This window comes from Acidihalobacter yilgarnensis, assembly GCF_001753245.1.
GTDB classification, from domain to species: Bacteria; Pseudomonadota; Gammaproteobacteria; order DSM-5130; family Acidihalobacteraceae; genus Acidihalobacter; species Acidihalobacter yilgarnensis.
In genome coordinates this window covers 1,331,300-1,353,505 of the sequence record NZ_CP017415.1, presented here as the reverse complement: position 1 = coordinate 1,353,505, position 22,206 = coordinate 1,331,300, and the positions used below count along the sequence as shown (strand labels likewise).

General features: G+C 59.8%; 21 protein-coding genes and 1 pseudogene. 7 read left to right on the top strand and 15 right to left on the bottom strand.

What is annotated here, in order from left to right:
- Positions 1-127: 127 nt before the first annotated feature.
- The 12 genes and pseudogenes from pyrF to mtnA all read right to left on the bottom strand — a co-directional run bounded on the left by pyrF (position 128) and on the right by mtnA (position 13,527).
- On the bottom strand, positions 128-847 hold the full coding sequence (gene pyrF / locus BI364_RS06405) for an orotidine-5'-phosphate decarboxylase (protein WP_070078022.1): 720 nt from the start codon (positions 845-847) through the stop codon (positions 128-130).
- The gene (gene lapB / locus BI364_RS06400) at positions 840-2,036 is read right to left on the bottom strand and encodes a lipopolysaccharide assembly protein LapB (RefSeq protein ID WP_233279589.1); all 1,197 of its coding nucleotides are present in this window, start codon (positions 2,034-2,036) and stop codon (positions 840-842) included. Before lapB ends, pyrF begins: the two co-directional genes overlap by 8 nt.
- On the bottom strand, positions 2,033-2,326 hold the full coding sequence (locus BI364_RS06395; RefSeq protein WP_070078021.1) for a LapA family protein: 294 nt from the start codon (positions 2,324-2,326) through the stop codon (positions 2,033-2,035). Before BI364_RS06395 ends, lapB begins: the two co-directional genes overlap by 4 nt.
- 70 nt (positions 2,327-2,396) lie before the next feature.
- Positions 2,397-2,684 carry an integration host factor subunit beta gene (locus tag BI364_RS06390; RefSeq protein ID WP_070078020.1) on the bottom strand — a complete coding sequence of 96 codons (288 nt, stop codon included), beginning with the start codon at positions 2,682-2,684 and terminating at the stop codon, positions 2,397-2,399.
- Between the two features lie 95 nt (positions 2,685-2,779).
- Complete coding sequence (gene rpsA, locus BI364_RS06385) at positions 2,780-4,459, bottom strand: 30S ribosomal protein S1 (RefSeq protein ID WP_070078019.1); 1,680 nt, start codon at positions 4,457-4,459, stop codon at positions 2,780-2,782.
- Between the two features lie 121 nt (positions 4,460-4,580).
- A complete protein-coding gene (gene cmk, locus BI364_RS06380) occupies positions 4,581-5,258 on the bottom strand; it encodes a (d)CMP kinase (RefSeq protein ID WP_070078018.1) in 678 nt (225 codons plus the stop codon).
- Positions 5,255-6,539, bottom strand: a pseudogene (aroA, locus tag BI364_RS06375) (3-phosphoshikimate 1-carboxyvinyltransferase). Before aroA ends, cmk begins: the two are co-directional and overlap by 4 nt.
- A gap of 92 nt (positions 6,540-6,631) precedes the next feature.
- A complete protein-coding gene (locus BI364_RS06370; RefSeq protein ID WP_070079948.1) occupies positions 6,632-7,489 on the bottom strand; it encodes a prephenate dehydrogenase in 858 nt (285 codons plus the stop codon).
- Positions 7,490-7,547: 58 nt separating this feature from the next.
- Positions 7,548-8,636, bottom strand: a complete 1,089-nt coding sequence (gene pheA, locus BI364_RS06365; protein ID WP_070078017.1) for a prephenate dehydratase — start codon at positions 8,634-8,636, stop codon at positions 7,548-7,550.
- A gap of 64 nt (positions 8,637-8,700) precedes the next feature.
- A complete protein-coding gene (serC, locus tag BI364_RS06360; protein WP_070078016.1) occupies positions 8,701-9,780 on the bottom strand; it encodes a 3-phosphoserine/phosphohydroxythreonine transaminase in 1,080 nt (359 codons plus the stop codon).
- A gap of 24 nt (positions 9,781-9,804) precedes the next feature.
- Positions 9,805-12,417 (bottom strand): DNA gyrase subunit A, encoded by a 2,613-nt coding sequence (gene gyrA, locus BI364_RS06355; protein WP_070078015.1) that lies wholly within the window; start codon positions 12,415-12,417, stop codon positions 9,805-9,807.
- 75 nt (positions 12,418-12,492) lie between these two features.
- A complete protein-coding gene (mtnA, locus tag BI364_RS06350; RefSeq protein WP_070078014.1) occupies positions 12,493-13,527 on the bottom strand; it encodes an S-methyl-5-thioribose-1-phosphate isomerase in 1,035 nt (344 codons plus the stop codon).
- Between the two features lie 68 nt (positions 13,528-13,595).
- Between mtnA and BI364_RS06345 the strand changes: the two genes are divergently transcribed.
- Complete coding sequence (locus BI364_RS06345) at positions 13,596-14,930, top strand: TRZ/ATZ family hydrolase (RefSeq protein ID WP_070078013.1); 1,335 nt, start codon at positions 13,596-13,598, stop codon at positions 14,928-14,930.
- 49 nt (positions 14,931-14,979) lie between these two features.
- On the opposite strand, the gene BI364_RS06340 is transcribed toward BI364_RS06345, so the two are convergent.
- The gene (locus BI364_RS06340; protein WP_070078012.1) at positions 14,980-15,954 is read right to left on the bottom strand and encodes a quinone oxidoreductase family protein; all 975 of its coding nucleotides are present in this window, start codon (positions 15,952-15,954) and stop codon (positions 14,980-14,982) included.
- 140 nt (positions 15,955-16,094) lie between these two features.
- Between BI364_RS06340 and ubiG the strand changes: the two genes are divergently transcribed.
- Both ubiG and BI364_RS06330 read left to right on the top strand, forming a co-directional pair.
- Complete coding sequence (ubiG, locus tag BI364_RS06335) at positions 16,095-16,805, top strand: bifunctional 2-polyprenyl-6-hydroxyphenol methylase/3-demethylubiquinol 3-O-methyltransferase UbiG (RefSeq protein ID WP_070078011.1); 711 nt, start codon at positions 16,095-16,097, stop codon at positions 16,803-16,805.
- Positions 16,789-17,487: an HAD family hydrolase gene (locus BI364_RS06330; RefSeq protein WP_070078010.1), complete on the top strand. Its 699-nt coding sequence runs from the start codon at positions 16,789-16,791 to the stop codon at positions 17,485-17,487. Before ubiG ends, BI364_RS06330 begins: the two co-directional genes overlap by 17 nt.
- On the opposite strand, the gene BI364_RS19115 is transcribed toward BI364_RS06330, so the two are convergent.
- Entirely contained in the window at positions 17,443-17,901 is a 459-nt protein-coding gene (locus BI364_RS19115) for a PilZ domain-containing protein (protein ID WP_197495913.1), read from the bottom strand. The genes BI364_RS06330 and BI364_RS19115 overlap by 45 nt on opposite strands.
- Positions 17,902-17,988: 87 nt before the next feature.
- Between BI364_RS19115 and hpnC the strand changes: the two genes are divergently transcribed.
- From hpnC to BI364_RS06310, 4 genes are read left to right on the top strand one after another with little or no spacing between them, the layout of a single operon-like run.
- Entirely contained in the window at positions 17,989-18,870 is an 882-nt protein-coding gene (gene hpnC, locus BI364_RS06325; protein ID WP_070079947.1) for a squalene synthase HpnC, read from the top strand.
- Positions 18,871-18,921: 51 nt separating this feature from the next.
- Positions 18,922-19,785: a presqualene diphosphate synthase HpnD gene (gene hpnD / locus BI364_RS06320; protein ID WP_070078009.1), complete on the top strand. Its 864-nt coding sequence runs from the start codon at positions 18,922-18,924 to the stop codon at positions 19,783-19,785.
- Positions 19,782-21,083: a hydroxysqualene dehydroxylase HpnE gene (gene hpnE / locus BI364_RS06315; protein WP_070079946.1), complete on the top strand. Its 1,302-nt coding sequence runs from the start codon at positions 19,782-19,784 to the stop codon at positions 21,081-21,083. The genes hpnD and hpnE overlap by 4 nt, the downstream gene beginning before the upstream one ends.
- Positions 21,083-21,853, top strand: coding sequence for an SDR family NAD(P)-dependent oxidoreductase (locus tag BI364_RS06310; RefSeq protein ID WP_070078008.1), 771 nt, complete (start codon positions 21,083-21,085; stop codon positions 21,851-21,853). The genes hpnE and BI364_RS06310 overlap by 1 nt, the downstream gene beginning before the upstream one ends.
- A gap of 88 nt (positions 21,854-21,941) precedes the next feature.
- On the opposite strand, the gene BI364_RS06305 is transcribed toward BI364_RS06310, so the two are convergent.
- Positions 21,942-22,190: a DUF1059 domain-containing protein gene (locus tag BI364_RS06305; RefSeq protein ID WP_070078007.1), complete on the bottom strand. Its 249-nt coding sequence runs from the start codon at positions 22,188-22,190 to the stop codon at positions 21,942-21,944.
- Between the last annotated feature and the right edge of the window lie 16 nt (positions 22,191-22,206).

The following is a 22,206-nucleotide window of genomic DNA, read 5'->3' as shown; positions in this document are numbered from 1 at the left end:
AATGATTCCGAATATGCCTATCAATCGTGCAATTCGCAATCGAGCAAACCGCAGCAAAGGCGTCCAGACCTAAAATTTTCATCCCTCGTTACAGGCGCCATCACCATTCATTTTCTAATGATCCGCCCTATGCCTGTTCCAACAAGGATTCGTGAATGGCGTGCAAACTCGCCAAGGGATCAGGTGCTCGCGTGATTGGGCGGCCGATCACAAGATAATCCGCGCCTGCCCGCGCGGCATCCACCGGAGACAGAACGCGTTTCTGGTCGTCGCCGGTACTCGCTGGCAATCGAATACCTGGCGTGACCAAAGCAAAATCCTCACCAATGACGGCCCTCAACAATTCGGCCTCATGTGCAGAACAGACGACACCATCCAGCCCGCAGGATCGGGTCAATTTCGCCAATTCGACCACCTGATCATGCGCCAAGCGATCAATCCCGATGCTCTTGAGATCCGAGGTATCCATGGAAGTCAGCACCGTGACTGCAATCAGCATGGGTGGCGAATCCAGTTCCATCAATGCGTCACGCGCGGCACGCATCATCGTGGCGCCGCCGCTTGCGTGGACATTCAGCATCCAGACGCCGAGCTCGGCTGCCGCGCGGCAGGCTGCCGCTACAGTATTCGGAATATCATGAAATTTAAGATCCAAAAACACGTCAAAACCGCGCGCGACCAATGTATCGACCAGTGGGCGCCCTGCCCTCACGAAAAGCTCGAAACCCACCTTCAGGCGACAAAGCCGTGGATCAAGCAGCGCAACCAGTTTCAAGGCCTCGGCGGCATCAGAGAAATCCAGCGCCACGATTATCCTTGGCCCGGCAACTATTCGCTGCCTATACATACCTGCCTCCTGAAAGGTTGTCATCCGGTGAGTCATAGGGTTTTATAGTGCCCCATTGATGGCAACTTGGGCACTGCCAAAACAAATTTTTAGCGCGGAATCCGCAGTGATTACATCGGTAAGCAAACCATTGCTGTAGATGTTCACCTAACACCCGCTCGACAAGGCGCAGACTGGCTGCCGCCTCCCCTTCAAAGCGTGTCTGTTCAAGAGCTACGTACTCGCGTAATAACCGCACCGGCGCTACTTGCTTGCCTATTTCCTCGATCAAGGCTTCGCGCGCAGCAGGCTCCTCTCCGCGCTCCAGAAGATCGCGAATAACTTGTAAAATAGTTTCGCTATCGTGCTTACGGCCACGAAAGCGCGACAGAAGCTTCGAAAGGCCACTCTGGTCACCCAGACCAGCATAGGACGCACGTAACTTTGGAAGCACAACCGGCAGGAAATCCGGGTCCTGTTCGGCAACCCGCGCGTAGTGTTTCACCGCTTGAGCACTGTCGCGTCCCGCCAATGCGATATCGCCCAGCAGAATACTGGCACGCGCGCAGCCGGGATCACGAACCAATGCGCGTTTGGCATAATCCGAGGCCAGCCGGGGACGACCTGCCTGGCGTTGCTGCTCGGCAGCCTCGCACCAATAATGCGCGATGACACTTTGCTGAGAATCACCTGAGGTGGACTGATATGCCTCTGCGGAGCGAATCGCCTCCAACCAGTCCTTTTCCTGCTCGTAGATTTTCTGAAGTTCATAGCACGCCTCACCTTTAAGATAACGCGTACTCAGCAACTCCTTATACAAACCCTCTGCACGGTCAAGCAAACCCGCGCGGGTGTAGTCTTTACCCAGTTCCAACAGGGCAGTTGCGCGATGTTGTCCCTCGAGATGTGGACGTGCAATCAAATTCTGGTGGATCCGGATCGCTCGATCAACCTCACCCCGGCGTCGAAATAAGCTACCGAGCAACAGGTAAGTTTCTACGGTATCTGAATCAACCTCTACGACACGCACGAAGAGTTCGAGTGCTTTGTCCGGCTGCTCATTAAGTAAATAGTTGAGTCCTTTTACGTAATCGCCGGGTAATGCAGGGCACGGTCTGCTCTTGTCGGAGCCCCGCGTACTGCGTCGACCCGACCACCAACCGGTTGCGGCTGCAATAGGTAGAAGCAGCCACAATAAATCCAGGATCAAGAGGGATCCTTGACCGGCAAATTACGCAGAGTGGCCAATTCCTTGTCACAACTTTCCAGACGGCGTCGCAACTTCCGGTTGGTACGGGCCTGCCGAAGCCAGAGCCCACTACTGGCAATGACACCAAGCATTGCACCAAGCAAAAGAAACAGAAATACCGCAACACCGATCGGCAAATCGACGCGAGTAAAATACAGATTGATGGTCATGGCGCCAAGATTTAGCGATGTAAAGGCCACCGCCAACAGCATCATGAGCAGGATTAGGATGATCGAAAGCAGCTTACGCATACGGTCTTGCCTCTGTCGATTCAGCAGGGCTCGCGCCCTTGCCCACACGCCCGGCAGCACATCACAAGATTCAGCCGATGCTGCTGTTCACCCGTTCGCGAAGCTCCTTGCCAGGCTTGAAGTGTGGAACATGCTTACCAGGCAGGGGAACCGTATCGCCGGTTTTCGGATTCCGTCCGACGCGCGGTGGTCGATAATGCAAAGAAAAACTGCCGAACCCTCGGATCTCGATTCTCTCACCAGAGGCAAGAGCCGTGCTCATTTGTTCTAGAAGTCCTTTGACCGAGAGCTCGACGTCACGATAGTGCAAGTGGTCGTGCTTTTTGGCCAGCGCCTCTATGAGTTCTGATTTTGTCATGAAGCAACCCGTTATGCTTCCCATTACGCACTAGACAGAAATGGGCGGCACCGTTTAGGTACCGCCCATGATGCGCCTAGCAAGACACTTGAAAGTCAGGACCGATTATTGGCGTCCATCTTTTCCTTGAGCAATTCGCCCAAAGAGGTCGTCGCACCGCCGCTGCCACTGCTGTAATCCTGCAGCACCTCGGCTTCTTCGGCAAATTCCTTGGCCTTGATCGAGAGCGTGATCGTACGGTTTTTACGATCCACACCCATGAACTTGGCTTCGACTTCGTCGCCCACTTTCAACACCGTTCGCGCATCCTCGATCCGATCACGCGAAAGTTCAGAGGCCCGCAACGTACCGATGATTTCATCACCCAAGTCGATACTCGCTGCCTTGGCATCGATTTCGACCACGATTCCCTTGAGCATCGTCCCTTTCGGGTGTTCTGCAACGAAATTCGAGAACGGATCCTTTTCGATCTGCTTGATGCCGAGTGAAATACGCTCGCGTTCAGGATCGACGGCCAGGACAACGGTATCGATCTCATCGCCCTTTTTGTAATTGCGCACCGCCTCTTCGCCCGGGACATGCCAGGAAATATCGGAAAGATGCACCAAACCGTCGATACCACCATCCAGACCTACGAAAATACCAAAATCGGTGATGGACTTGATGACGCCTGTGACACGATCGCCCTTGTTGAAGTTCTGCGCGAACTCGTCCCACGGATTGGGAATGCATTGCTTCATGCCCAGTGAGATACGGCGACGTTCCTCATCGATATCCAGGATCATGACCTCGGTTTCCTCACCGATGGTCACAGCCTTGGCTGGATTGACGTTCTTGTTGGTCCAGTCGATCTCGGAAACGTGCACCAGACCCTCGACACCATCCTCGATTTCGACAAAGCAGCCGTAGTCGGTGATGTTAGTGACCTTGCCGAACAAACGGGTACCGGTCGGGTAACGACGCGCAATATCGACCCACGGATCTTCGCCCAGCTGCTTCAGGCCAAGCGATACGCGGTTACGCTCACGATCGAATTTGAGGACCTTGACCTCGATCTCATCACCGATGTTGACCACTTCCGACGGATGCTTGACACGCTTCCAAGCCATATCGGTGATATGCAGCAGGCCATCAATGCCACCCAAGTCGAGGAAGGCGCCGTAGTCTGTAAGATTCTTGACGATGCCCTTGAGCACCTGACCCTCGTGAAGACTTTCAAGCAGCGCCTCACGCTCCGCACTGTACTCGGACTCAACCACCGCACGGCGGGAAACCACCACGTTGTTGCGACGACGATCCAGTTTGATAACCTTGAATTCGAGGTCCTTGCCCTCGAGGTAGGCCGTATCGCGGACCGGCCGCACGTCCACCAACGAACCTGGCAGGAAGGCGCGAATGTCGTTGATGTCGACGGTAAAGCCGCCCTTGACCTTGCCGCTGATTTTGCCGTTGACGATTTCGTTCTTCTCGAAGGCGTCTTCGAGTACCTTCCAGGCCTTCGCCCGTTTGGCCTTCTCGCGCGACAGCCGCGTTTCACCGAACCCATCCTCTACCGCATCAAGGGCGACCTCGACCACATCACCGACCGAGACTTCGATTTCGCCACGGTCGTTGTAGAATTCCTCGACGGGAATGACGCCCTCGGATTTCAGGCCCGCGTTTACTACAACAACGTCGGACTTGATCTCGAGGATGGTGGCATTGAGAATGGCCCCGGGCTTCATCTCCGTGTAGGCCATGCTCTCTTCTAGCAGCTGCGCAAAACTTTCGCTCATAGGTTGATTAAACTCACGATTTACCGCAGCAGGGCCCGATTGCCCGTACGGCGGGTTGCGGTTGATACATTGCCAAGGCCAAGCCGTTGGCGCCTTTTCAAAATCAAAACAAAAATTTACATCAAACCAGATTACGTTCCCGCGCAAACGTCAGTATCCTATCCAGGACACCCCGCACATCCAGCCCGCTGGAATCGACCGTTAAAGCATCGTCTGCAGGCTTCAATGGCGAAACGGCACGACGCGCGTCCCGCGCATCCCGCTCGGCAAGATCACGTAAAAGGCTAGGCAGATTAGCACCAACCCCCTGATCCTTCAACTGCCTGAGTCGTCTCGCGCCACGCTCTTCCAGACTGGCTGTCAGGAATATCTTGAGAGACGCGTCTGGAAACACCACCGTGCCCATGTCACGCCCATCCGCCACTAGCCCAGGCGTCACGCGGAAATCCCGTTGTCGGTCGAGCAACGCGGCCCTCACCGAGGGTAAAATCGCCACCTTAGAGGCGGCAATTCCGCAGTCTTCGTTGCGGATAGCCAAGCTGACGTCGTCACCTTCCAACAACACGCTCGCACCCTGTGCCTCGCTCGCAAAGCGCACATCCAGCTTGCTTGCCAATGTCGAAAGCATCGCCTCATCATCAAGCGCCATACCTCGACGCTGCGCCGCAAGCGCGGTCAGACGATAGAGGGCGCCGCTATCCAACAGATGCCAACCCAGCTGCTCCGCCAGCAACCGACTAACCGTACCTTTACCAGACCCACTCGGGCCGTCCACCGCAATAACCGGCACATCGATCATGCACTGCCCCCCCAAACCTCGATCGCAAGGCCTGCCTGGGCTGCTAATGTCACGAAACCGGGGAACGAGGTATCGACGTTCGCACAGTTGTCGATCGTCACCGCCGATTCTGCGCACTGACCGGCTACAGCAAAGGCCATAGCGATACGGTGATCGCCATGGCTATCGATCTCACCACCCCGCATCCGGCCCGCCCCACCTTGGATCACGATGCCATCGGAGGTCGGTTCCGCGTCGACGCCGCACGCGGCCAAACCGTCGGCCATGACCTGAATACGATCGCTTTCTTTGACCCGCAGCTCCTCGGCCCCTGTAAGTCTCGTCTGACCCGAGCAAATGCTGCGGCAATGAAAATCGCCGGAAATTCATCGATACCCAATGGAACCAGATGCTCGGGTATTTCCACGCCTTGCAACAGTGCGTGACGCACCCTCAGATCGGCAACCGGCTCGCCACCAACCGTATGCGCGTTCATCAATTCAATGTCAGCCCCCATCAGACGCAGAATGTCGATCACCCCCGTACGCGTCGGATTGATGCCCACATGTTCGAGTACCAGGTCCGAATTCGGCGCCAGACTCGCTGCCACCAGAAAAAAAGCGGCCGAGGAAATATCCGCTGGCACGTCGACGCGCGCGCCACGCAAGCGGCCGCCGCCTTGCAAACAGATCCGATTGTCTTCGCGGACGACCGGGTACCCGAAACCAGACAACATGCGCTCGGTATGGTCGCGCGTCGGCGCCGGTTCGGTCACACAGGTCTCACCCTTGGCGAATAGTCCGGCAAGCAACAGCGCGGACTTAACCTGAGCGCTCGCGACTGGCATATCGTAATGGACGCCCGAGAGCGAACGCCCACCGGAGACGCGCAGGGGGGTGTACCCGCCACCGTAGATTCTATTTTCGCGCCCATGGATGCCAAAGGATCAGTTACCCGACGCATCGGGCGACGCGACAGGGAGGCGTCGCCGGTCAGGATGCTATCGAAATCCTGGCCGGCAAGGATACCGGCCATCAGACGCATCGAGGTGCCGGAATTGCCAAGGTCGAGCGGTGCGGGCGGCGGTTTCAGACCGTCCATGCCCACGCCGTGTACGCGTATATGCCCCGGCCCTAAGGTCTCAAGCTCGACACCCATCGCCTGCATCGCCGTCAGGGTAGCCAAGCAATCGGCGCCCTCCAGAAAACCGGACACTTCGGTTACACCATCGGCGAGCCCGCCGAGCATGATGGCGCGGTGTGAGATCGATTTATCACCCGGCACGCGTACACGTCCGGTCATACATCCGCCGGGACGGACGTGGAAACGTAGCTCTTTCGATTGCATTGTTATCGGATGTCCATACGATGGAAGCTTGTTCTATAAGATTTGCGTCAATCGCAGAAACGATCGCGCGTTTGCTTGGCGCGCTGGAAGATCGACAACAATCGATCACCGTCGCCTGCATCGATCGCCTCGCCCAACGTCGCCAGATCTCGCCCGAAGTGCTTCAGCATGTCCAGGATCGGACCTTTATTGTGCAGGCAGATGTCTCGCCACATGACTGGATCACTCGACGCAATGCGCGTGAAATCCCGAAAGCCTCCCGCAGCGTAGCGGAATATTTCCTCTTGCTCATCCAGACGAGAAAGGCTCGATACCAGGGTATAGGCGAGCAGATGCGGTAAATGACTGGTCGCGGCCAGCACCTCGTCGTGGTGGCCAACCGCCATATTTTCAACCACGGCGCCAGCTGCCTCCCACATGCCCCGCACCGACTCGCATGCCTCCGGATCGCCTCCCGGCAACGGCGTCAAGATCACCCGCCTCCCCTGATACAACTCGGCAGTGGCCGCTTCCACGCCGGAGCGTTCGCGCCCGGCGATCGGGTGCGCAGGGACGAAGCGGGCCGGCAGCATGCCCAGCCCCGCCTGTACCGCCTCTACGACCGCCCCCTTAACGCTTCCCACATCGGTGAGTATCGCCTTCTCGTCCAGGCAACCACGCAAGGAACGACACACGGATTCAATCGCGCCCACTGGCGTCGCCAGCACCACCATGTCCGCGCCACGCACGGCAGCACAAGCGTCGAGTTCGGAACGGTCGACGACGCCCAGTGCCTGCGCACGCTGGAGGCTACTCCGGTCGCGTCCCACACCGATCACCTCACGGCAATACCCGGATTGGCGCAAGGCCAGGGCCAGGGATCCGCCGACCAGGCCTACGCCGATGATAACCAGACGATTGATCACGGTTGCCATGACGGATTCACCCCGCCGAGGGCATGGGAAACGAACCAGGTCATGGGCGTCAGAGTACCGCGCGCGGATAGGCGCCTAGAATACGGAAGAGCTCGGACTCTTGCCTCAATCCTGCAAGCGCCTGTTTCACCTTGGGATCCTCGCTGTGCCCCTCGATATCCAGAAAGTACACATACTCCCAATTGACACAGCGCGAGGGACGCGACTCGATACGCGACATACTCACGTCATTGTGTGCCAGCGGTGTCAGCAAACGATGTAGTGCGCCAGGCCGGTTGGACGTCGACACCAACACGCTGGTCTTATCCACGCCGCTCGGCGGAATCACCGCCTGCCGGCCGATCACCAGGAAGCGCGTCGTGTTGTCGGGATGATCTTCGATATTTCGCTTAAGTCCGGTCAGGTCATACAGCGCTTCGGCGGTATCGCCGGCGATGGCCGCCGCGCCTGCCTCCTGCGAGGCGCGTTGTGCAGCCTCGGCATTGCTACTGAGTGCTACACGCTCGGCTTGGGGCAGATTTGCGTCCAGCCATCGGCGACACTGTGCGAGCGCCTGCTGATGCGCATAGACACGTCGTACCGTACCCAGGGTCGTCTCGCGCGACAGTAAGTGATGGTGAATCCGCAGCAGAATTTCGCCACAAACATGCAATGGCGACTGCACAAACAGGTCGAGGGTATGATTGACTACGCCCTCGGTCGAATTTTCGATGGGTACCACCCCATAGGGGCAACTACCCGCCTCGACATCGCGAAACACCTCGCCCAACGAAGCCATCGGCGCCAACTGCACGTCCTGTCCGAAGTGCTTGAGTACCGCAGCATGGGTGTATGTGCCCTCCGGCCCCAGAAAGGCCACCTTGAGCGGTGCCTCCAGAGCTAGACAGGCGGACATGATTTCGCGAAACAGACGCGCTAGGGTTTCACCGTCCAACGGACCCGGGTTGGCATCCTTAACTTGGCGCAACACCTGAGCCTCACGCTCTGGGCGGTAAAAGTCATCTCCGGAGCCCCCCGCTCGCTTGATTTGTGCCACGGTTTGCGCGCAGCCGGCCCGCTCACTGATGAGCCGCATCAGCTCCCGGTCGATCCCATCGATGCGCTCGCGGATGGATCGCAATTGTTCTTGTTCAGACATGGCTACGACCTGCTGCTTGGGTGATCACTCAGATAACTTGCTCAAGTACGAAACGGCCACGGGATCATCCGTGCGTACGTTCGAATTCACGCATGTATTCGACCAATGCATCGACACCCGCCTCCGGCATCGCATTGTACAGACTTGCCCGCATGCCGCCGACCGTGCGATGGCCTTTGAGGTTCTTCAGACCCACCATCTCGGCACCGGCCAAGAACGTCGCATCGAGCGCCTCGTCGACAAGCGAGAACGTGACGTTCATCCAGGAGCGGCTGTCCTGCGCCACCGGCGCACGATAGAAACCCGTGGCGTCGAGCAGCGCATAGAGCTTCGCTGCCTTGCGCTGATTGCGCTCACCCATCGCCGAGAGTCCACCCTCGCCCTCTATCCAGGCAAACACCTCGCCTGCGATATACCAAGCAAAGGTCGGCGGCGTGTTGTACATCGAGGCATTGTCCGCGTATACGCGGTAATCGAAAACTGTTGGTGTCCCGGTGATCGGTTCGCCAAGCAGGTCCTCCCGCACAATGACCAAGGTGAGCCCGGCGGGGCCGATGTTCTTTTGCGCACCGGCGTAGATCAGGCCGAAGCGCGAAATATCCATCGGACGCGAGAGTATGGTCGAAGACATGTCTGCGACCAAGGGCACGCTCCCGCTATCCGGCACATAGGAAAACTCGACACCACCAATGGTCTCATTAGGCGTGTAGTGAACATAGGCCGCGGCGGGATCGAAATCGAGCACTTCTTGCGCTGGCACACGAGTGAATCCCTGCGCCTCGCCGGTACCCGCGAGGCGCACCTTGCCATAATGCGCGGCCTCGGCCATGGCCTTTTTAGACCAGATACCAGTATCGATGAAATCGGCACTGCTGCCCCGCAGCAGGTTCATCGGCACCATCGAAAATTGCGCGGTCGCCCCGCCCTGAAGGAACAACACCCGATAGCCATCCGGGATATCGAGCAGGCGACGGAGCGCCGCCTCGGCCCGTTCTGCAATACCGGTGAAGTCATCCCCTCGATGGGACATCTCCATGACGGACATGCCGCTTCCGCGCCAGTCCAACAGCTCGGACTGCACTTTTTCGAGCACCGGTTGCGGCAACATGGCCGGCCCGGAGCTGAAGTTATACACGCGTCCCATAGCGCCTCCTCAGCTCATCGCACCTCAAACCGTGTCTGCGCCATCCGGCTCATCATCGGTAGCGCTGGCATCGGGATCATCGTCAAGCACACCGTCCGCGTCATCCCCGTTGAGAGACTCGACCCGCTCGATCTGCACCAGCCGCTCACCCTCGCCCAGGCGAATCAGCGTCACGCCTTGCGTGTTACGTCCAATCACAGAGACGTCGTCGACCGGCGTGCGTACCAGGGTGCCTCCGTCGGTGATGAGCATTGCCTCATCGCCATCGGCAACCTGCACGGCGCCGATCACTTGGCCATTGCGTGTCGAGGGCTGAATCGCGATCACGCCCTGGCCACCGCGCCCATGACGCGGGAACTCACTGGAATCGGTACGTTTACCATAACCGTGTTCTGTTGCGATCAGTACCTGCGCGGCCTCGTCAAGAATCAGCAATGACACCACGCTTTGCCCTTCGCCGAGGCGAACACCACGCACACCACACGCCGTACGACCCATCGCACGAACTTCGTGCTCGGCAAAGCGGATCGCCTTGCCAGCACTGGTCAACAACATGGCATCGCGCTGTCCATCGGTCATCGCGACGCCGATCAATCGGTCACCGTCTCGCAAGTCCACGGCGATGATGCCGGTACTGCGTGGGCGAGAGAAATCCACAAGCGGCGTCTTTTTGACCGTTCCCTTGGTCGTCGCCATGAAGACATAGCGATCCGCCTCGAATACCTTCACGGGCAGGACGGCATTGATGCGCTCGCCCTCCTCCAGCGGCAAGAGATTGACGATTGGCCGACCACGCGCGTTCCTGCCCGCCTGCGGCAGTTCATAAACCTTGAGCCAGTAAACCTTGCCATGGCTGGAGAAGCACAGAATCGTGTCGTGGGTATTGGCCACGAACAAGGTGTCGACGAAGTCCTCTTCACGCATCGTCGTCGCCGCCTTCCCACGCCCACCGCGTCGCTGCGCGCGGTACACATCCAGCGGTTGGGCCTTGGCGTAGCCTGCGTGCGATAGCGTTACCACTACGTCCTGCTCGGAAATCAAATCTTCGAGCGAAAGATCGAGCCGGCGATTCAGTATCTCGGTACGGCGAACATCGCCGAACTGCTCGCGTACGGCGATCAGTTCATCCCTGATCACCTGCATCAGGCGCCCCGGCCGCGACAGGATGTCGAGCAGATCCTCGATTTTGCTCAACAATTCGCGGTACTCGGCCACAATCTTATCCTGCTCCAAACCGGTCAGTCGGTGCAGGCGAAGATCGAGAATGGATTGCGCCTGCGCCTCGGACAGATGGTAGCCATCGGCACCCAGACCCAGTGAGACATCCAACCCATCCGGGCGTGAAGCTTCCGCGCCCGCACGCTCCAGCATCTGGTTCACGACACCCGGCGCCCAGGCCCGCGCGACCAAAGCAACCTTCGCTTCCGCCGGGCTGGCAGATGCCTTGATCAACGCGATCACCTCGTCGATGTTGGCCAACGCCACGGCCAGACCTTCCAATACGTGCGCACGATCGCGCGCCTTGCGCAGGTCGAAGAGCGTGCGGCGTGTTACGACTTCGCGGCGGTGCCGCAAGAAGGCATCGAGCATCGTCTTGAGATCGAGCAGACGAGGCTGCCCATCCACCAGCGCAACCATGTTGATGCCGAAAACACTCTGCATTTGGGTATGCTGATACAGGTTATTCAGCACCACCTCGGCCATTTCGCCACGCTTGAGGTCAACGACCATGCGCATGCCGTCTTTGTCGGACTCATCACGCAGCTCGGAAATCCCCTCGAGTTTCTTTTCCTTAACCAGTTCGGCAATTTTTTCCAGCAGACGCGCCTTGTTGACCTGATAAGGCAATTCTGTGACCACAATGCTCTCACGACCGTTACGCTCGTCGGTCTCCACATGCGAGCGAGCACGCACATAAATCCGTCCGCGACCGGTGGCATAGGCCTCCTTGATCCCCTGGGCGCCATTGATGATCGCCGCAGTGGGAAAGTCCGGGCCTGGCATGTGCGTCATCAAACCGTCGATATCGATTTCCGGCGTGTCGATCAACGCAAGACACGCGGCAATTACCTCTGAAAGATTGTGTGGCGGGATGTTGGTCGCCATGCCAACCGCAATACCGGCCGAGCCGTTGATTAGCAAATTTGGAATCTTGGCAGGCAACACCGCCGGCTCGCGCTCGGAACCGTCGTAATTGGAATTGAAGTCGACGGTTTCCTTTTCGAGATCGGCCAGCAACTCGTGTGCGATGCGCGCCATGCGCACCTCGGTATAACGCATTGCGGCGGGTGCGTCGCCATCAACCGAACCGAAGTTGCCCTGCCCGTCGACGAGCATGTAACGCATCGAAAAAGGCTGCGCCATACGCACGATGGTGTCGTAGACCGCCGTGTCGCCGTGAGGGTGGTATTTACCGATGACATCACCGACGACGCGCGCGGATTTCTTGTAGGCCTTGTTCCAGTCGTTGCCGAGTTCGCTCATGGCGAACAGCACACGACGATGGACAGGCTTGAGTCCGTCACGCACATCGGGGAGCGCCCGCCCGATGATCACGCTCATGGCGTAATCCAGGTAGGACTGGCGCATTTCGTCTTCGAGATTGACCGAGAGCAGTTCTTTGGCGAAATCAGCCATTCAGATGGGGAGCCCTAGATGAAAAATAATCGCCCAATAATACCACACGCCCCACTCGCCTGTGCGGTACAGGATTCAGGCACGCCACCCCATCAGCTCGTGCATGCCAGCCAACCCCGGTTGCTCAACGATACCCGCCTCGGTAACGATCGCATCGATCAGCCCTGCTGGCGTTACATCGAACACCGGATTCCAGGCACCAGCGCCAGCGGCGGCCACGGGTTGGCCTGCCAGCGACAGCAATTCATCGGCGGGGCGTTCCTCAATGGGTATGGCCGCACCATCGGGCGTATTCATGTCAATCGTGCTGGTCGGCGCGACGACCATGAAACGCACACCGTGATAACGCGCTAGCACAGCCAGACTATAGGTACCGATCTTGTTCGCGACATCGCCGTTGGCGGCGATACGATCCGCACCGGCGACGACCCAACTGACCTCGCCGCGCGCCAGCAATGTGGCCGCAGCACCCTCGCACAGCAGCGTAACCGGAATGCCATCCTGCACAAGCTCCCACGCGGTCAGTCGCGCGCCCTGCAACCAGGGCCTGGTTTCGTCTGCATAAACGCGTCCGATGCGGCCATCGGCGTAGGCACTGCGGATCACGCCTAAGGCGGTACCATAACCACCGGTAGCCAGCGAACCTGTATTGCAGTGCGTGAGGACATCGCCGGATTCGATCAGGGCACCGCCCAGAACGCCCATCCGACGGTTGGCGGTCACGTCCTCTTCATGAATGGCCACAGCTTCCGCCAGCAAGACGGCTGCCAGATCGCCCGCGCCCTCGGCGATACGCCCCCGCTGACGCTCGATTGCCCAGCGCAGATTGACCGCGGTCGGTCGCGCCGCCGCCAAACGCGCCAGTGCGGCATCCAGCGCATCCGGGTCCGAGCCGCAGGCCCGGGCCGCCATCGCCACGCCATAGGCCGCAGCAATACCAATAGCCGGTGCCCCACGCACCACCATATCGCGGATGGCGGAGGCCACTTCATCAACGGTGCTCGCCTCAATCCAGACGGTATCGCTCGGCAATCTGCGTTGATCCAGCAGCCGCAGGCAATCGCCTGCCCAAATCACGGCACGCACGCCGTCGTTCTCGCGGGTGGTCATCGGATGAAGCTCCAAGCTAACGTGAGTGTGCTTGCGGTGCAGCGCATCGCGCGGTTATTGTCGCCCGCATGAACGAAATCGACCTATTGATCAGCGCGCGCTGGGTCATCCCAGTGGAGCCCGACGCCGTTGTGCTAGAAAATCACGCCGTTGCGGTGCGCGGACGCCGTATCGTGGATATTCTACCCACATCCGAGGCGCTCCAGAAATATCCCTCCGCCGAACGCCAGGACCTTCCGCGTCACGCCCTGATCCCCGGTTTGGTAAACGCGCACACCCACGCCGCGATGAGCCTGATGCGCGGGCTCGCCGACGATCTACCGCTGATGACCTGGTTGCAGGCACATATCTGGCCAACGGAGGCGCGCTGGGTCGGTGCCGAATTCGTGCGCGATGGCACGCGGCTGGCCATCGCCGAGATGCTGCGCGGCGGCACCACTTGCTTCAATGACATGTACTTCTTTCCAGAAGTCACCGCCCGCGTCGCCACGACCCTCGGTATGCGCGCCAGCATCGGCATGATCGTCGTCGACTTCCCTTCGGCCTGGGCGCGCAACGCCGACGAATACATTGCACGCGGGCTCGAAGAGGTGCTCGACGCCCACAAGGGCGAGGGCCTGATCAGCACTTGCTTCGCCCCGCACGCACCCTACACCGTCTCCGACGCCCCACTTGCGCGCATCCGCAATCTCGCCGACGAACTCGACCGACCGGTACATATCCACGTCCACGAAACCCGCCACGAAGTCGACGAGCACGTTGCCAAGCACGGACTGCGGCCGCTTGCCCGGCTCGACGGCCTCGGCTTGCTCGGCCCCAACCTCGTCGCGGTGCACATGACCCAGCTCGAGGACCACGAAATCGCCTTACTCGCCGCGCGCGGCGCCAGTGTGGTGCACTGCCCGCAGTCGAACCTCAAACTCGCCAGCGGCTTTTGCCCGGTCGCCCAACTGATCGAGGCAGGCGTCAACGTGGCGCTGGGCACCGACGGCGCGGCGAGCAATAACGACCTGGATCTCTGGGACGAAATGCGCACAGCCGCCCTGCTCGCCAAGGGAGTAGCTGGGCGCGCAGACGCGGTGCCCGCGCACAGCGCCCTGAAAATGGCCACCCTGGCCGGCGCCAGAGCGCTCGGGCTCGGCGACGAGATTGGATCGATCGAAGTCGGCAAGGCCGCCGACCTGGTGGCGGTCGATCTCGGACGCATCGAAACCCAACCCGTTTATGAGCCAGTTTCCCACTTAGTCTATGCAGCTGGCCGCGAGGCCGTCAGCCATGTCTGGATTGCCGGACAGGCAAAACTCGTCGAGGGCGAGTTGACGCAGATCGATATCGACGAGGTGATGGCAAATGCCGCCGCATGGGCCGCACGCATCGTTGCTGCCGACCCACAACAAGCCTAGCCCCCTAATATCCTGGCATCCTGTTTATCAAACTCGCTGCGGGCAACGTTCACGGCAGGAGCACGATGGAACCCGTCGTTTTGCGCGCCTCCAAATCCCGATGCGCCTGCGCTGCCTCGGCCAGTGGATAGATATGGTTCGTCGTGATCTTCACCGCCCCCGACAGCACCTGTTCGAACAATTCGCCGGCACAGCTCAGAAGCTCGTCACGCGTCGCGGTATATCCGGCAAGATTGGGGCGCGTGACATACAAGGAACCTTTTTGCGCCAACACACCGAGGCTAAAGGGCAGCACCGCGCCAGAGGCATTGCCGAAGGAGACCAGTAGACCACGCCGCTGCAAACAGTCCAGCGAGCCCTCGAAGGTATCCTTACCCACCGAGTCGTACACCACCGGCACCCCGGCCCCGTCCGTCAGCTCGCGTACGCGCTCGACGAAATGCTCACGACGGTAGTTGATCACATGCGAGCAACCGTTCGCCATCGCCAGCGCGGCCTTTTCGTCGGTACCTACCGTGCCAATAACCGTCACGCCCAGCGACCGCAGCCACTGACAGGCGATCAAACCGACCCCGCCGGCGGCAGCATGCCAAAGCACCGTTTCGCTAGGCGACACCCGATAAGCCTGTCGTATCAGGTATTGCACCGTCATCCCCTGGAGCATCATCGACGCCGCCGTACAGTCATCGATACCTTCCGGCAACTTGACCAGACGATCGACAGGCATCACCCGCATTTGCGCATAGGCACCAATCGGGCCACCGGCGTAGGCCACTCGATCGCCTACCTGCAGATCGACCACACCGCGCCCGACGGCCTCGACGCAGGCAGCGCCCTCCATGCCTGGCACGGCGGGCAGCGCGACGGGGTACAGGCCTGTACGGTGGTAGATATCGATGTAATTGAGACCGATTGCACGCTGCCTGAGCAAAACCTCACCCTCTCCCGGCTTGCCTATTTCGAGCGTTTCCAGACGCATGACTTCCGGACCACCGTGCCGATGAATACGTATGGCTTGAGACATCGCCGTTCCTCCCGGTCGTTTGGCCGCCGGCGAAAACCGGGGCGGCGCCACACTATAAACTGCCCGTTTGCCCCGCACGCATGCCGCCGAGAGGCGGGCGATGCTAAACTGCACCGGACACGCATACCGAACGGCGCCTCATGAGCGAAGTACACAGCAACGTCGATCCTCGCGAAATTGGTAAATTCGAGGAGCTGGCCCACCGCTGGTGGGATACCGACGGCGAGTTCCGCCCGCTGCACGAAATCAATCCTCTGCGTCTGGCCTTCATCGAATCGCATGCCGGTACACTGGCCGGCAAATCCGTACTCGACGTAGGCTGCGGCGGTGGCATCCTGTCTGAGTCGATGGCCGCATGCGGCGCCAATGTCACCGGTATCGACATGGGTGAATCCCCGCTGTCGGTCGCGCGCCTGCATGGGCTGGAAACCGGCGTCAGCGTCGACTATCGACAGATCACGGTGGAGGCACTCGCCGCACAGGAACCCGGCCGTTACGACGTGGTGACCTGTATGGAAATGCTCGAACACGTGCCCGACCCGGAATCAGTGGTGCGCGCCTGCGCCGCACTGGTCAAGCCGGAAGGTCATGTTTTCTTTTCCACACTCAACCGCAACCCGAAATCGTTTCTGTTCGCCATTGTCGGGGCTGAATATCTACTGAAGTTGCTACCGCGCGGCACCCATGAATATCAACGCTTCATTCGCCCCTCGGAACTTGACGGCGCGATCCGACAGGCTGGCATGACACTGGCTGATATCGCAGGCATGCACTTCAATCCATTGACCCAGACCTACGCGCTCTCGGGCGACGTCTCGGTAAATTACCTCGTCCATGCCGTTAGCCAATAACTCGCCGTCCATTCGGGGTATCCTGTTCGATCTCGACGGCACGCTGGCGGATACCGCGCCAGACATGGCCGCAGCCCTCAATACACTCAGGCGCGAAAATGCGCTGCCCGCACTGCCCTTTGCCGAGATACGCGACCACGTCTCGCACGGCAGTACCGCAATGGTGCGTATCGGTTTCGGCACACACTTGCCGGAAGATCGCTTCGAGGCGCTACGCGCACGGTTTCTAGAAATATACGCCGCCAGCCTCGCGCTCGAGACTCGTCTCTTCCCAGGCATGCCCGAGCTCATCGACGCCATCGAGGCACGCGGACTCGTCTGGGGCATCGTCACCAACAAACCCGGCTTTCTAAGTACACCATTGATCGGTGCACTCGGCCTACAATCGCGTATCGCCTGCTTGGTCAGTGGCGATCAACTGCCCCAGCGAAAGCCACATCCCGCACCGCTGCTATATGCCGCAGAGTGCTGCAAACTGGACCCGGACAATTTCTGTTATCTCGGCGATGCCGAGCGCGACATCACAGCCGGGCGGGCCGCCGGCATGCAGACCTTGATCGCGGGCTGGGGTTACATTGATGCCAGTCAGTGCCCGAACGATTGGGGCGCGGATGGGTCGCTGTCCCGCCCGCAAGACCTACTCGACTGGCTGGATACATCGCTCCCCGAACTCTCGCCATAACGGACTGAACCGCAGAGGCGATCCATCCAAGGGTCTATCGATCCACCTGTGCGGCAAGCATCGCGTCAAGATCCGCCTCGAACATCGCCTCCCCCCCAAGTTCAGGACCAGTAGGCGATGCAGGTGCGTGGCCGTGTCTACATCCATACTCTCCCAGAGCAGACCCAGGTGGTTTGGCCCCGAGAGACGCACCACCCGGCCAGTCGCCACCAGCTCGACATCGCCACCCAGCGAAAGATCAAGTACCACCCGACTTTCGAGCGGCGGTACGTCGGCGCCGGCAGGCAGATCGATCAAGGCGCCCTTGAGCGAGATGTCCAACATCTGCACATCGACCGCCTGCCCGGTCGTCTTCAGCGTGGCCCGGGCAATAAAGCGTACCCTGTGCACCACACGCTGTTCATGATCAGCCATCCCGCATTCTCCCAATCGTTGATAGATCGATTCCCGGGGACATCCCAACAGGGTATGCTGATCCGGACCGACCCAGCCACATTGATTATGACCTCGCTTCCGCTGCCACCCGAAACCGAACAGGCTTACCGCGACTGCCTGGCCATCGCCTCGCGACATTACGAAAACTTCCCTGTCGCCTCATGGTTGCTACCGGCTAGATTACGCCGCCCCGTCGCAGCCATCTATGCCTTCGCGCGACGCGCCGACGATATCGCCGACGAAGGTACTGACGACGCCAGCACCCGCCTCGCGTGTCTGGATCACGTTGCGGCGGCCCTGTCGAAGGCAGCATCCGGCGGCCGGCTCGACGACGACCCGGTCTACATTGCCCTCGGCGACGCCATCCAACGTCATCGGCTACCCATCGATCTGTTTCATGATCTCCTATACGCCTTTCGTCAGGACGTGCAACAAACGCGCTATCGTGACTTCGGCGAGGTGATGGCCTATTGCCGCCACTCGGCGAACCCGGTAGGTCGCCTGCTGCTACACCTGAACGATCAGGCTACGCCTGACAATCTAGCGGAATCAGACGCCATCTGCACCGCTCTGCAACTGATCAATTTCTACCAGGATTTACACAGCGACTATACCGAACGCGGCCGCATCTACCTGCCTCAGGACGAAATGGCCCACTTTCATGTCAGTGAGAGCGACATCGCCGCACGACACAGTACCCCGGCATTGCATCAACTGATGCATCACCAATATCAGCGCGCCGATCGCCTGCTGCGTGCGGGGGCGCCGCTCGGCGGACGGCTTCGCGGCCGCATGGGTCTGGAATTGCGTGCAATCGTCGTCGGCGGTGCGCGTATACTCCATCGCCTGCAACACCAGCGCGGTGACCTCTTCTCGCGCCCGCGCCTGACCTTGAAAGACCGCCTGGCGATTGTCCGTGGCGCCTGCCTACCATCAAGACGACACTGAACCACTCTCGCCCTGTGTTAGCATGGCCAACGGGCGAATCCAGACATCATCATGACCCCTGACGAATACTGTCGACAAAAAGCCGCGCGCAGTGGTTCCAGCTTTTATTACAGCTTCCTCTTCCTAGGCGAGGAACGTAGACGGGCCATCACCGCCCTCTATGCCTTCTGCCGCGAGGTCGACGACATCGTGGATCATGGGCTGTCACCCGAGATCGCCCGCACCAAGCTAAGCTGGTGGCGCGAAGAACTCGATCGCCTCTACGCAGGCAACCCCGGCCACCCCGTCACCCGCGCGCTCGCCGAGCCCATCCGAAGCTTCGATTTGCCACAGACACACCTCGTCGAGATCATTGCCGGCATGGAAATGGACCTCGAATACGATGCCTATCCCAGCTTCACCGAACTCTCGCTTTACTGTCACCGCGTCGCCGGCGTGGTCGGTCTCATGGCGGCGGCCATCTTCGGCTACACCGACCACGGTACGGAGCGCTACGCCAGCGATCTCGGCCTTGCCTTCCAGTTGACCAACATCCTGCGCGATGTACGGGAAGACGCGGATCGCGGTCGCATCTACATACCACTCGACGAGCTGAAACGTTTCAACGTCGAGCCAGACGCTTTACGACATGGACGTACCGACGAGCGGATACGCGATCTATTCGCCTTCCAGGCCGAGCGCGCGCGCGGTTACTATCAGCGCGCCTTTGCACACCTGCCGGAGGCAGACCGCCCGGCTCAGCGCAGCGGCCTGATCATGGCCGCCATTTATCGAACACTACTCGACGAGATCGAGCGCGACGGATATCGCGTGCTGGAACATCGTATTCGCCTGACCCCGTTGCGTAAGCTATGGATCGCATGGCGCATGGCGCGTCGCGAGCGCCGTCGCCAGCCCGGTACGGCCGTGGCGTGAAGCGCACTATCATAGTCGGTGCCGGCTGGGCAGGTCTGAGTGCCGCCCTGGCACTGAGCGAGGCCGGATCGCCGGTCACTCTCATCGAGGCTGCAGGCCATGCCGGTGGTCGGGCCCGCAACCTGCCAGGCCAACCACTACGCGACAATGGACAACACCTTCTGATCGGTGCCTACCACAAAACCCTCGGGCTAATCGAAAAACTGGGTATACGACGCACTGAGGTTTTTCACGATAGTCCTCTCGACCTGATGCTCCGCCCCACGCCCCCCCGGCCCGCCATTCGGATCCGAGGCGGAGGGTTACCAGGCAAACTACATCTGCTGCAAGGGTTGATCGGCGCAGCGGGTCTCGACTGGCATCAAAGGGTAATTCTGCTTGGCGCGGGTCGTCTGTTATCGGCCGAGCCGCGGCCGGATATCACCGCCTATGAGTGGCTGCTCGATCGCGGTCAATCGCCAACGCTCATCGAACACCTCTGGGGACCCTTATGCCTCGCCGCCCTCAACCTCCCCGCCGAAATTGCCTCGGCGCGAATACTGCAACGTACGCTGCGCGAGGCCTTTGCGACACCCGCCACCTCACGCTTGTTGATCCCGAAATGTCCGCTTGGCGCGCTATTTCCAGAACCTGCGCTCCGCCGGCTCGAACAACTCGGCGCGGATGTTCGATTCAATACCCGCGTCACGGCATTAACCGCCACAGCTGGACGTATACAGGGTGTTCGGCTACGCGATGGTCAGCGCATCGACGCCGCGCAGGTCATATTGGCCGTAGCACCCGCAGCAGCTGCGCGCTTGCTCGACGATCACAACGAAACAAGGCAGACGGCGAGCGATCTCCGCGCGCTGGATAGATCGCCCATCGTCACGGCCTATCTGAAGTACGAGCCGAAGATGCGGTTGGAGCCACCCATGCAGGCCCTGCTCGACGGCACTGGCGCGTGGCTCTTCGACCGAAGTATTGCGCACGAACCCGGTGTACTGGCTGCCGTCTTGAGTGGCCCTGGAGCGGCAACCTCGCTCGACCGGGGGACGCTTGCGACCCATATCACAAGAGACATCCAACGACATTTTCCGCACTGGGGTTCGCCAAGCGACATTCAGATCATCCGCGAACAGTCGGCAACCTTCCTCGCCACACCGGCAAATGAATCCCTCAGACCGAAGACCGCAACCCTCCTAAACGGACTCTGGCTGGCCGGCGATTACACCGCCACTGGATTGCCAGCCACACTCGAAGGTGCCGTGCGTAGTGGGTTAGAATGTTCCACACAAATAATAAGGAGTTTGCATTAATGCCCCTGGACGAGTCTGCGATCAGGCAATACACACCCCGCCCCGCGCTGCTCGGCGGGCGGATCATCCTCATCACCGGCGCAGGAGACGGCATCGGCAAGGCCCTCTCGCTCGCCTGTGCGCAACTAGGCGCAACCGTTATCCTGCTTGGCAAAACGGTCAAGAAGCTCGAAGCCGTGTACGACGCCATCGAAGCAACCGGTGGACCGCAGCCCGCCATTTACCCGATGAACCTGGAGGGTGCCACGGCCAAGGATTATGCCGACTTGATGGACAACATCGAAGGCGAATTCGGCCAACTGCACGGCCTGGTCAACAACGCCGGTTGGGTCGGTGCGCTGACGCCCTTCAAGCACTACGACGTCGAATTATGGTTGAGGGTGATGACCGTCAATCTGCACGCACCCTTCCTGCTTACCCGCGTCTGCCTACCGCTGCTCGAACGCGCGGATGACCCGGCCATCGTGTTTTCCACGCATCACTGTCAACGTGCCTACTGGGGTGCCTACGGCATTGCCAAGGCCGGGCAAAAGGGGATGCTCGACATCCTGGCTGCTGAATACGACGGCGATAGCAATCATCCCATCCGCGTCAATGGCGTCGATACCGGGCCGGTAGCGACCCGTGAGCGACGTGCGCATTATCCCGGCGAACCGCCTGATGCCCATCCCCAGCCAGAGCTCGTCATCGCCCCCTATCTGTATTTTCTCGGGCCCGACAGCCAAGGCGTCTCCGGAACCGACATCGAATGTCAGCCCGGAAGGCAATAAGACAGGGTGGGTGGGATTCGCTGAACTCGCTGAAGACGCGAAGACGCGAATCGTAACGATTGACAAGACCCGGAACACATCCGAGCTGTCACGTACCGCGCGAGTCCTCGGGCAGTGCCTCGAAGGCCTTTTTCATGTCTTCAAGCCACCTTCCCATCGCTTCGGGCTGCTGCAAGAGTGCCCGCATCTGCTGCATCGCCTTGAGGTGAGCTTCGTCGTGTCGGCGAAACATCTCCATCCCGTGCCGCTTGCTCAATGCTGCCACCTCCTCGAATGAGGCCGCGCGAAACACCTGATCGCATGCCCCGCCAAGCTGTCTGCACGTCATGGTTTTCATGTCTCCTCCTACCGAT

What these genes read in the sequence shown, in the direction of transcription:
- pyrF (WP_070078022.1), bottom strand. Translation starts at nt 847, where the DNA reads ATGTATAGGCAGCGAATAGTTGCCGGGCCAAGGATAATCGTGGCGCTG.
- BI364_RS06395 (WP_070078021.1), bottom strand. Translation starts at nt 2,326, where the DNA reads ATGCGTAAGCTGCTTTCGATCATCCTAATCCTGCTCATGATGCTGTTG.
- BI364_RS06390 (WP_070078020.1), bottom strand. Translation starts at nt 2,684, where the DNA reads ATGACAAAATCAGAACTCATAGAGGCGCTGGCCAAAAAGCACGACCAC.
- rpsA (WP_070078019.1), bottom strand. Translation starts at nt 4,459, where the DNA reads ATGAGCGAAAGTTTTGCGCAGCTGCTAGAAGAGAGCATGGCCTACACG.
- cmk (WP_070078018.1), bottom strand. Translation starts at nt 5,258, where the DNA reads ATGATCGATGTGCCGGTTATTGCGGTGGACGGCCCGAGTGGGTCTGGT.
- pheA (WP_070078017.1), bottom strand. Translation starts at nt 8,636, where the DNA reads ATGTCTGAACAAGAACAATTGCGATCCATCCGCGAGCGCATCGATGGG.
- serC (WP_070078016.1), bottom strand. Translation starts at nt 9,780, where the DNA reads ATGGGACGCGTGTATAACTTCAGCTCCGGGCCGGCCATGTTGCCGCAA.
- gyrA (WP_070078015.1), bottom strand. Translation starts at nt 12,417, where the DNA reads ATGGCTGATTTCGCCAAAGAACTGCTCTCGGTCAATCTCGAAGACGAA.
- mtnA (WP_070078014.1), bottom strand. Translation starts at nt 13,527, where the DNA reads ATGACCACCCGCGAGAACGACGGCGTGCGTGCCGTGATTTGGGCAGGC.
- BI364_RS06345 (WP_070078013.1), top strand. Translation starts at nt 13,596, where the DNA reads ATGAACGAAATCGACCTATTGATCAGCGCGCGCTGGGTCATCCCAGTG.
- BI364_RS06340 (WP_070078012.1), bottom strand. Translation starts at nt 15,954, where the DNA reads ATGTCTCAAGCCATACGTATTCATCGGCACGGTGGTCCGGAAGTCATG.
- ubiG (WP_070078011.1), top strand. Translation starts at nt 16,095, where the DNA reads ATGAGCGAAGTACACAGCAACGTCGATCCTCGCGAAATTGGTAAATTC.
- BI364_RS06330 (WP_070078010.1), top strand. Translation starts at nt 16,789, where the DNA reads ATGCCGTTAGCCAATAACTCGCCGTCCATTCGGGGTATCCTGTTCGAT.
- BI364_RS19115 (WP_197495913.1), bottom strand. Translation starts at nt 17,901, where the DNA reads ATGGCTGATCATGAACAGCGTGTGGTGCACAGGGTACGCTTTATTGCC.
- hpnC (WP_070079947.1), top strand. Translation starts at nt 17,989, where the DNA reads ATGACCTCGCTTCCGCTGCCACCCGAAACCGAACAGGCTTACCGCGAC.
- hpnD (WP_070078009.1), top strand. Translation starts at nt 18,922, where the DNA reads ATGACCCCTGACGAATACTGTCGACAAAAAGCCGCGCGCAGTGGTTCC.
- BI364_RS06310 (WP_070078008.1), top strand. Translation starts at nt 21,083, where the DNA reads ATGCCCCTGGACGAGTCTGCGATCAGGCAATACACACCCCGCCCCGCG.
- BI364_RS06305 (WP_070078007.1), bottom strand. Translation starts at nt 22,190, where the DNA reads ATGAAAACCATGACGTGCAGACAGCTTGGCGGGGCATGCGATCAGGTG.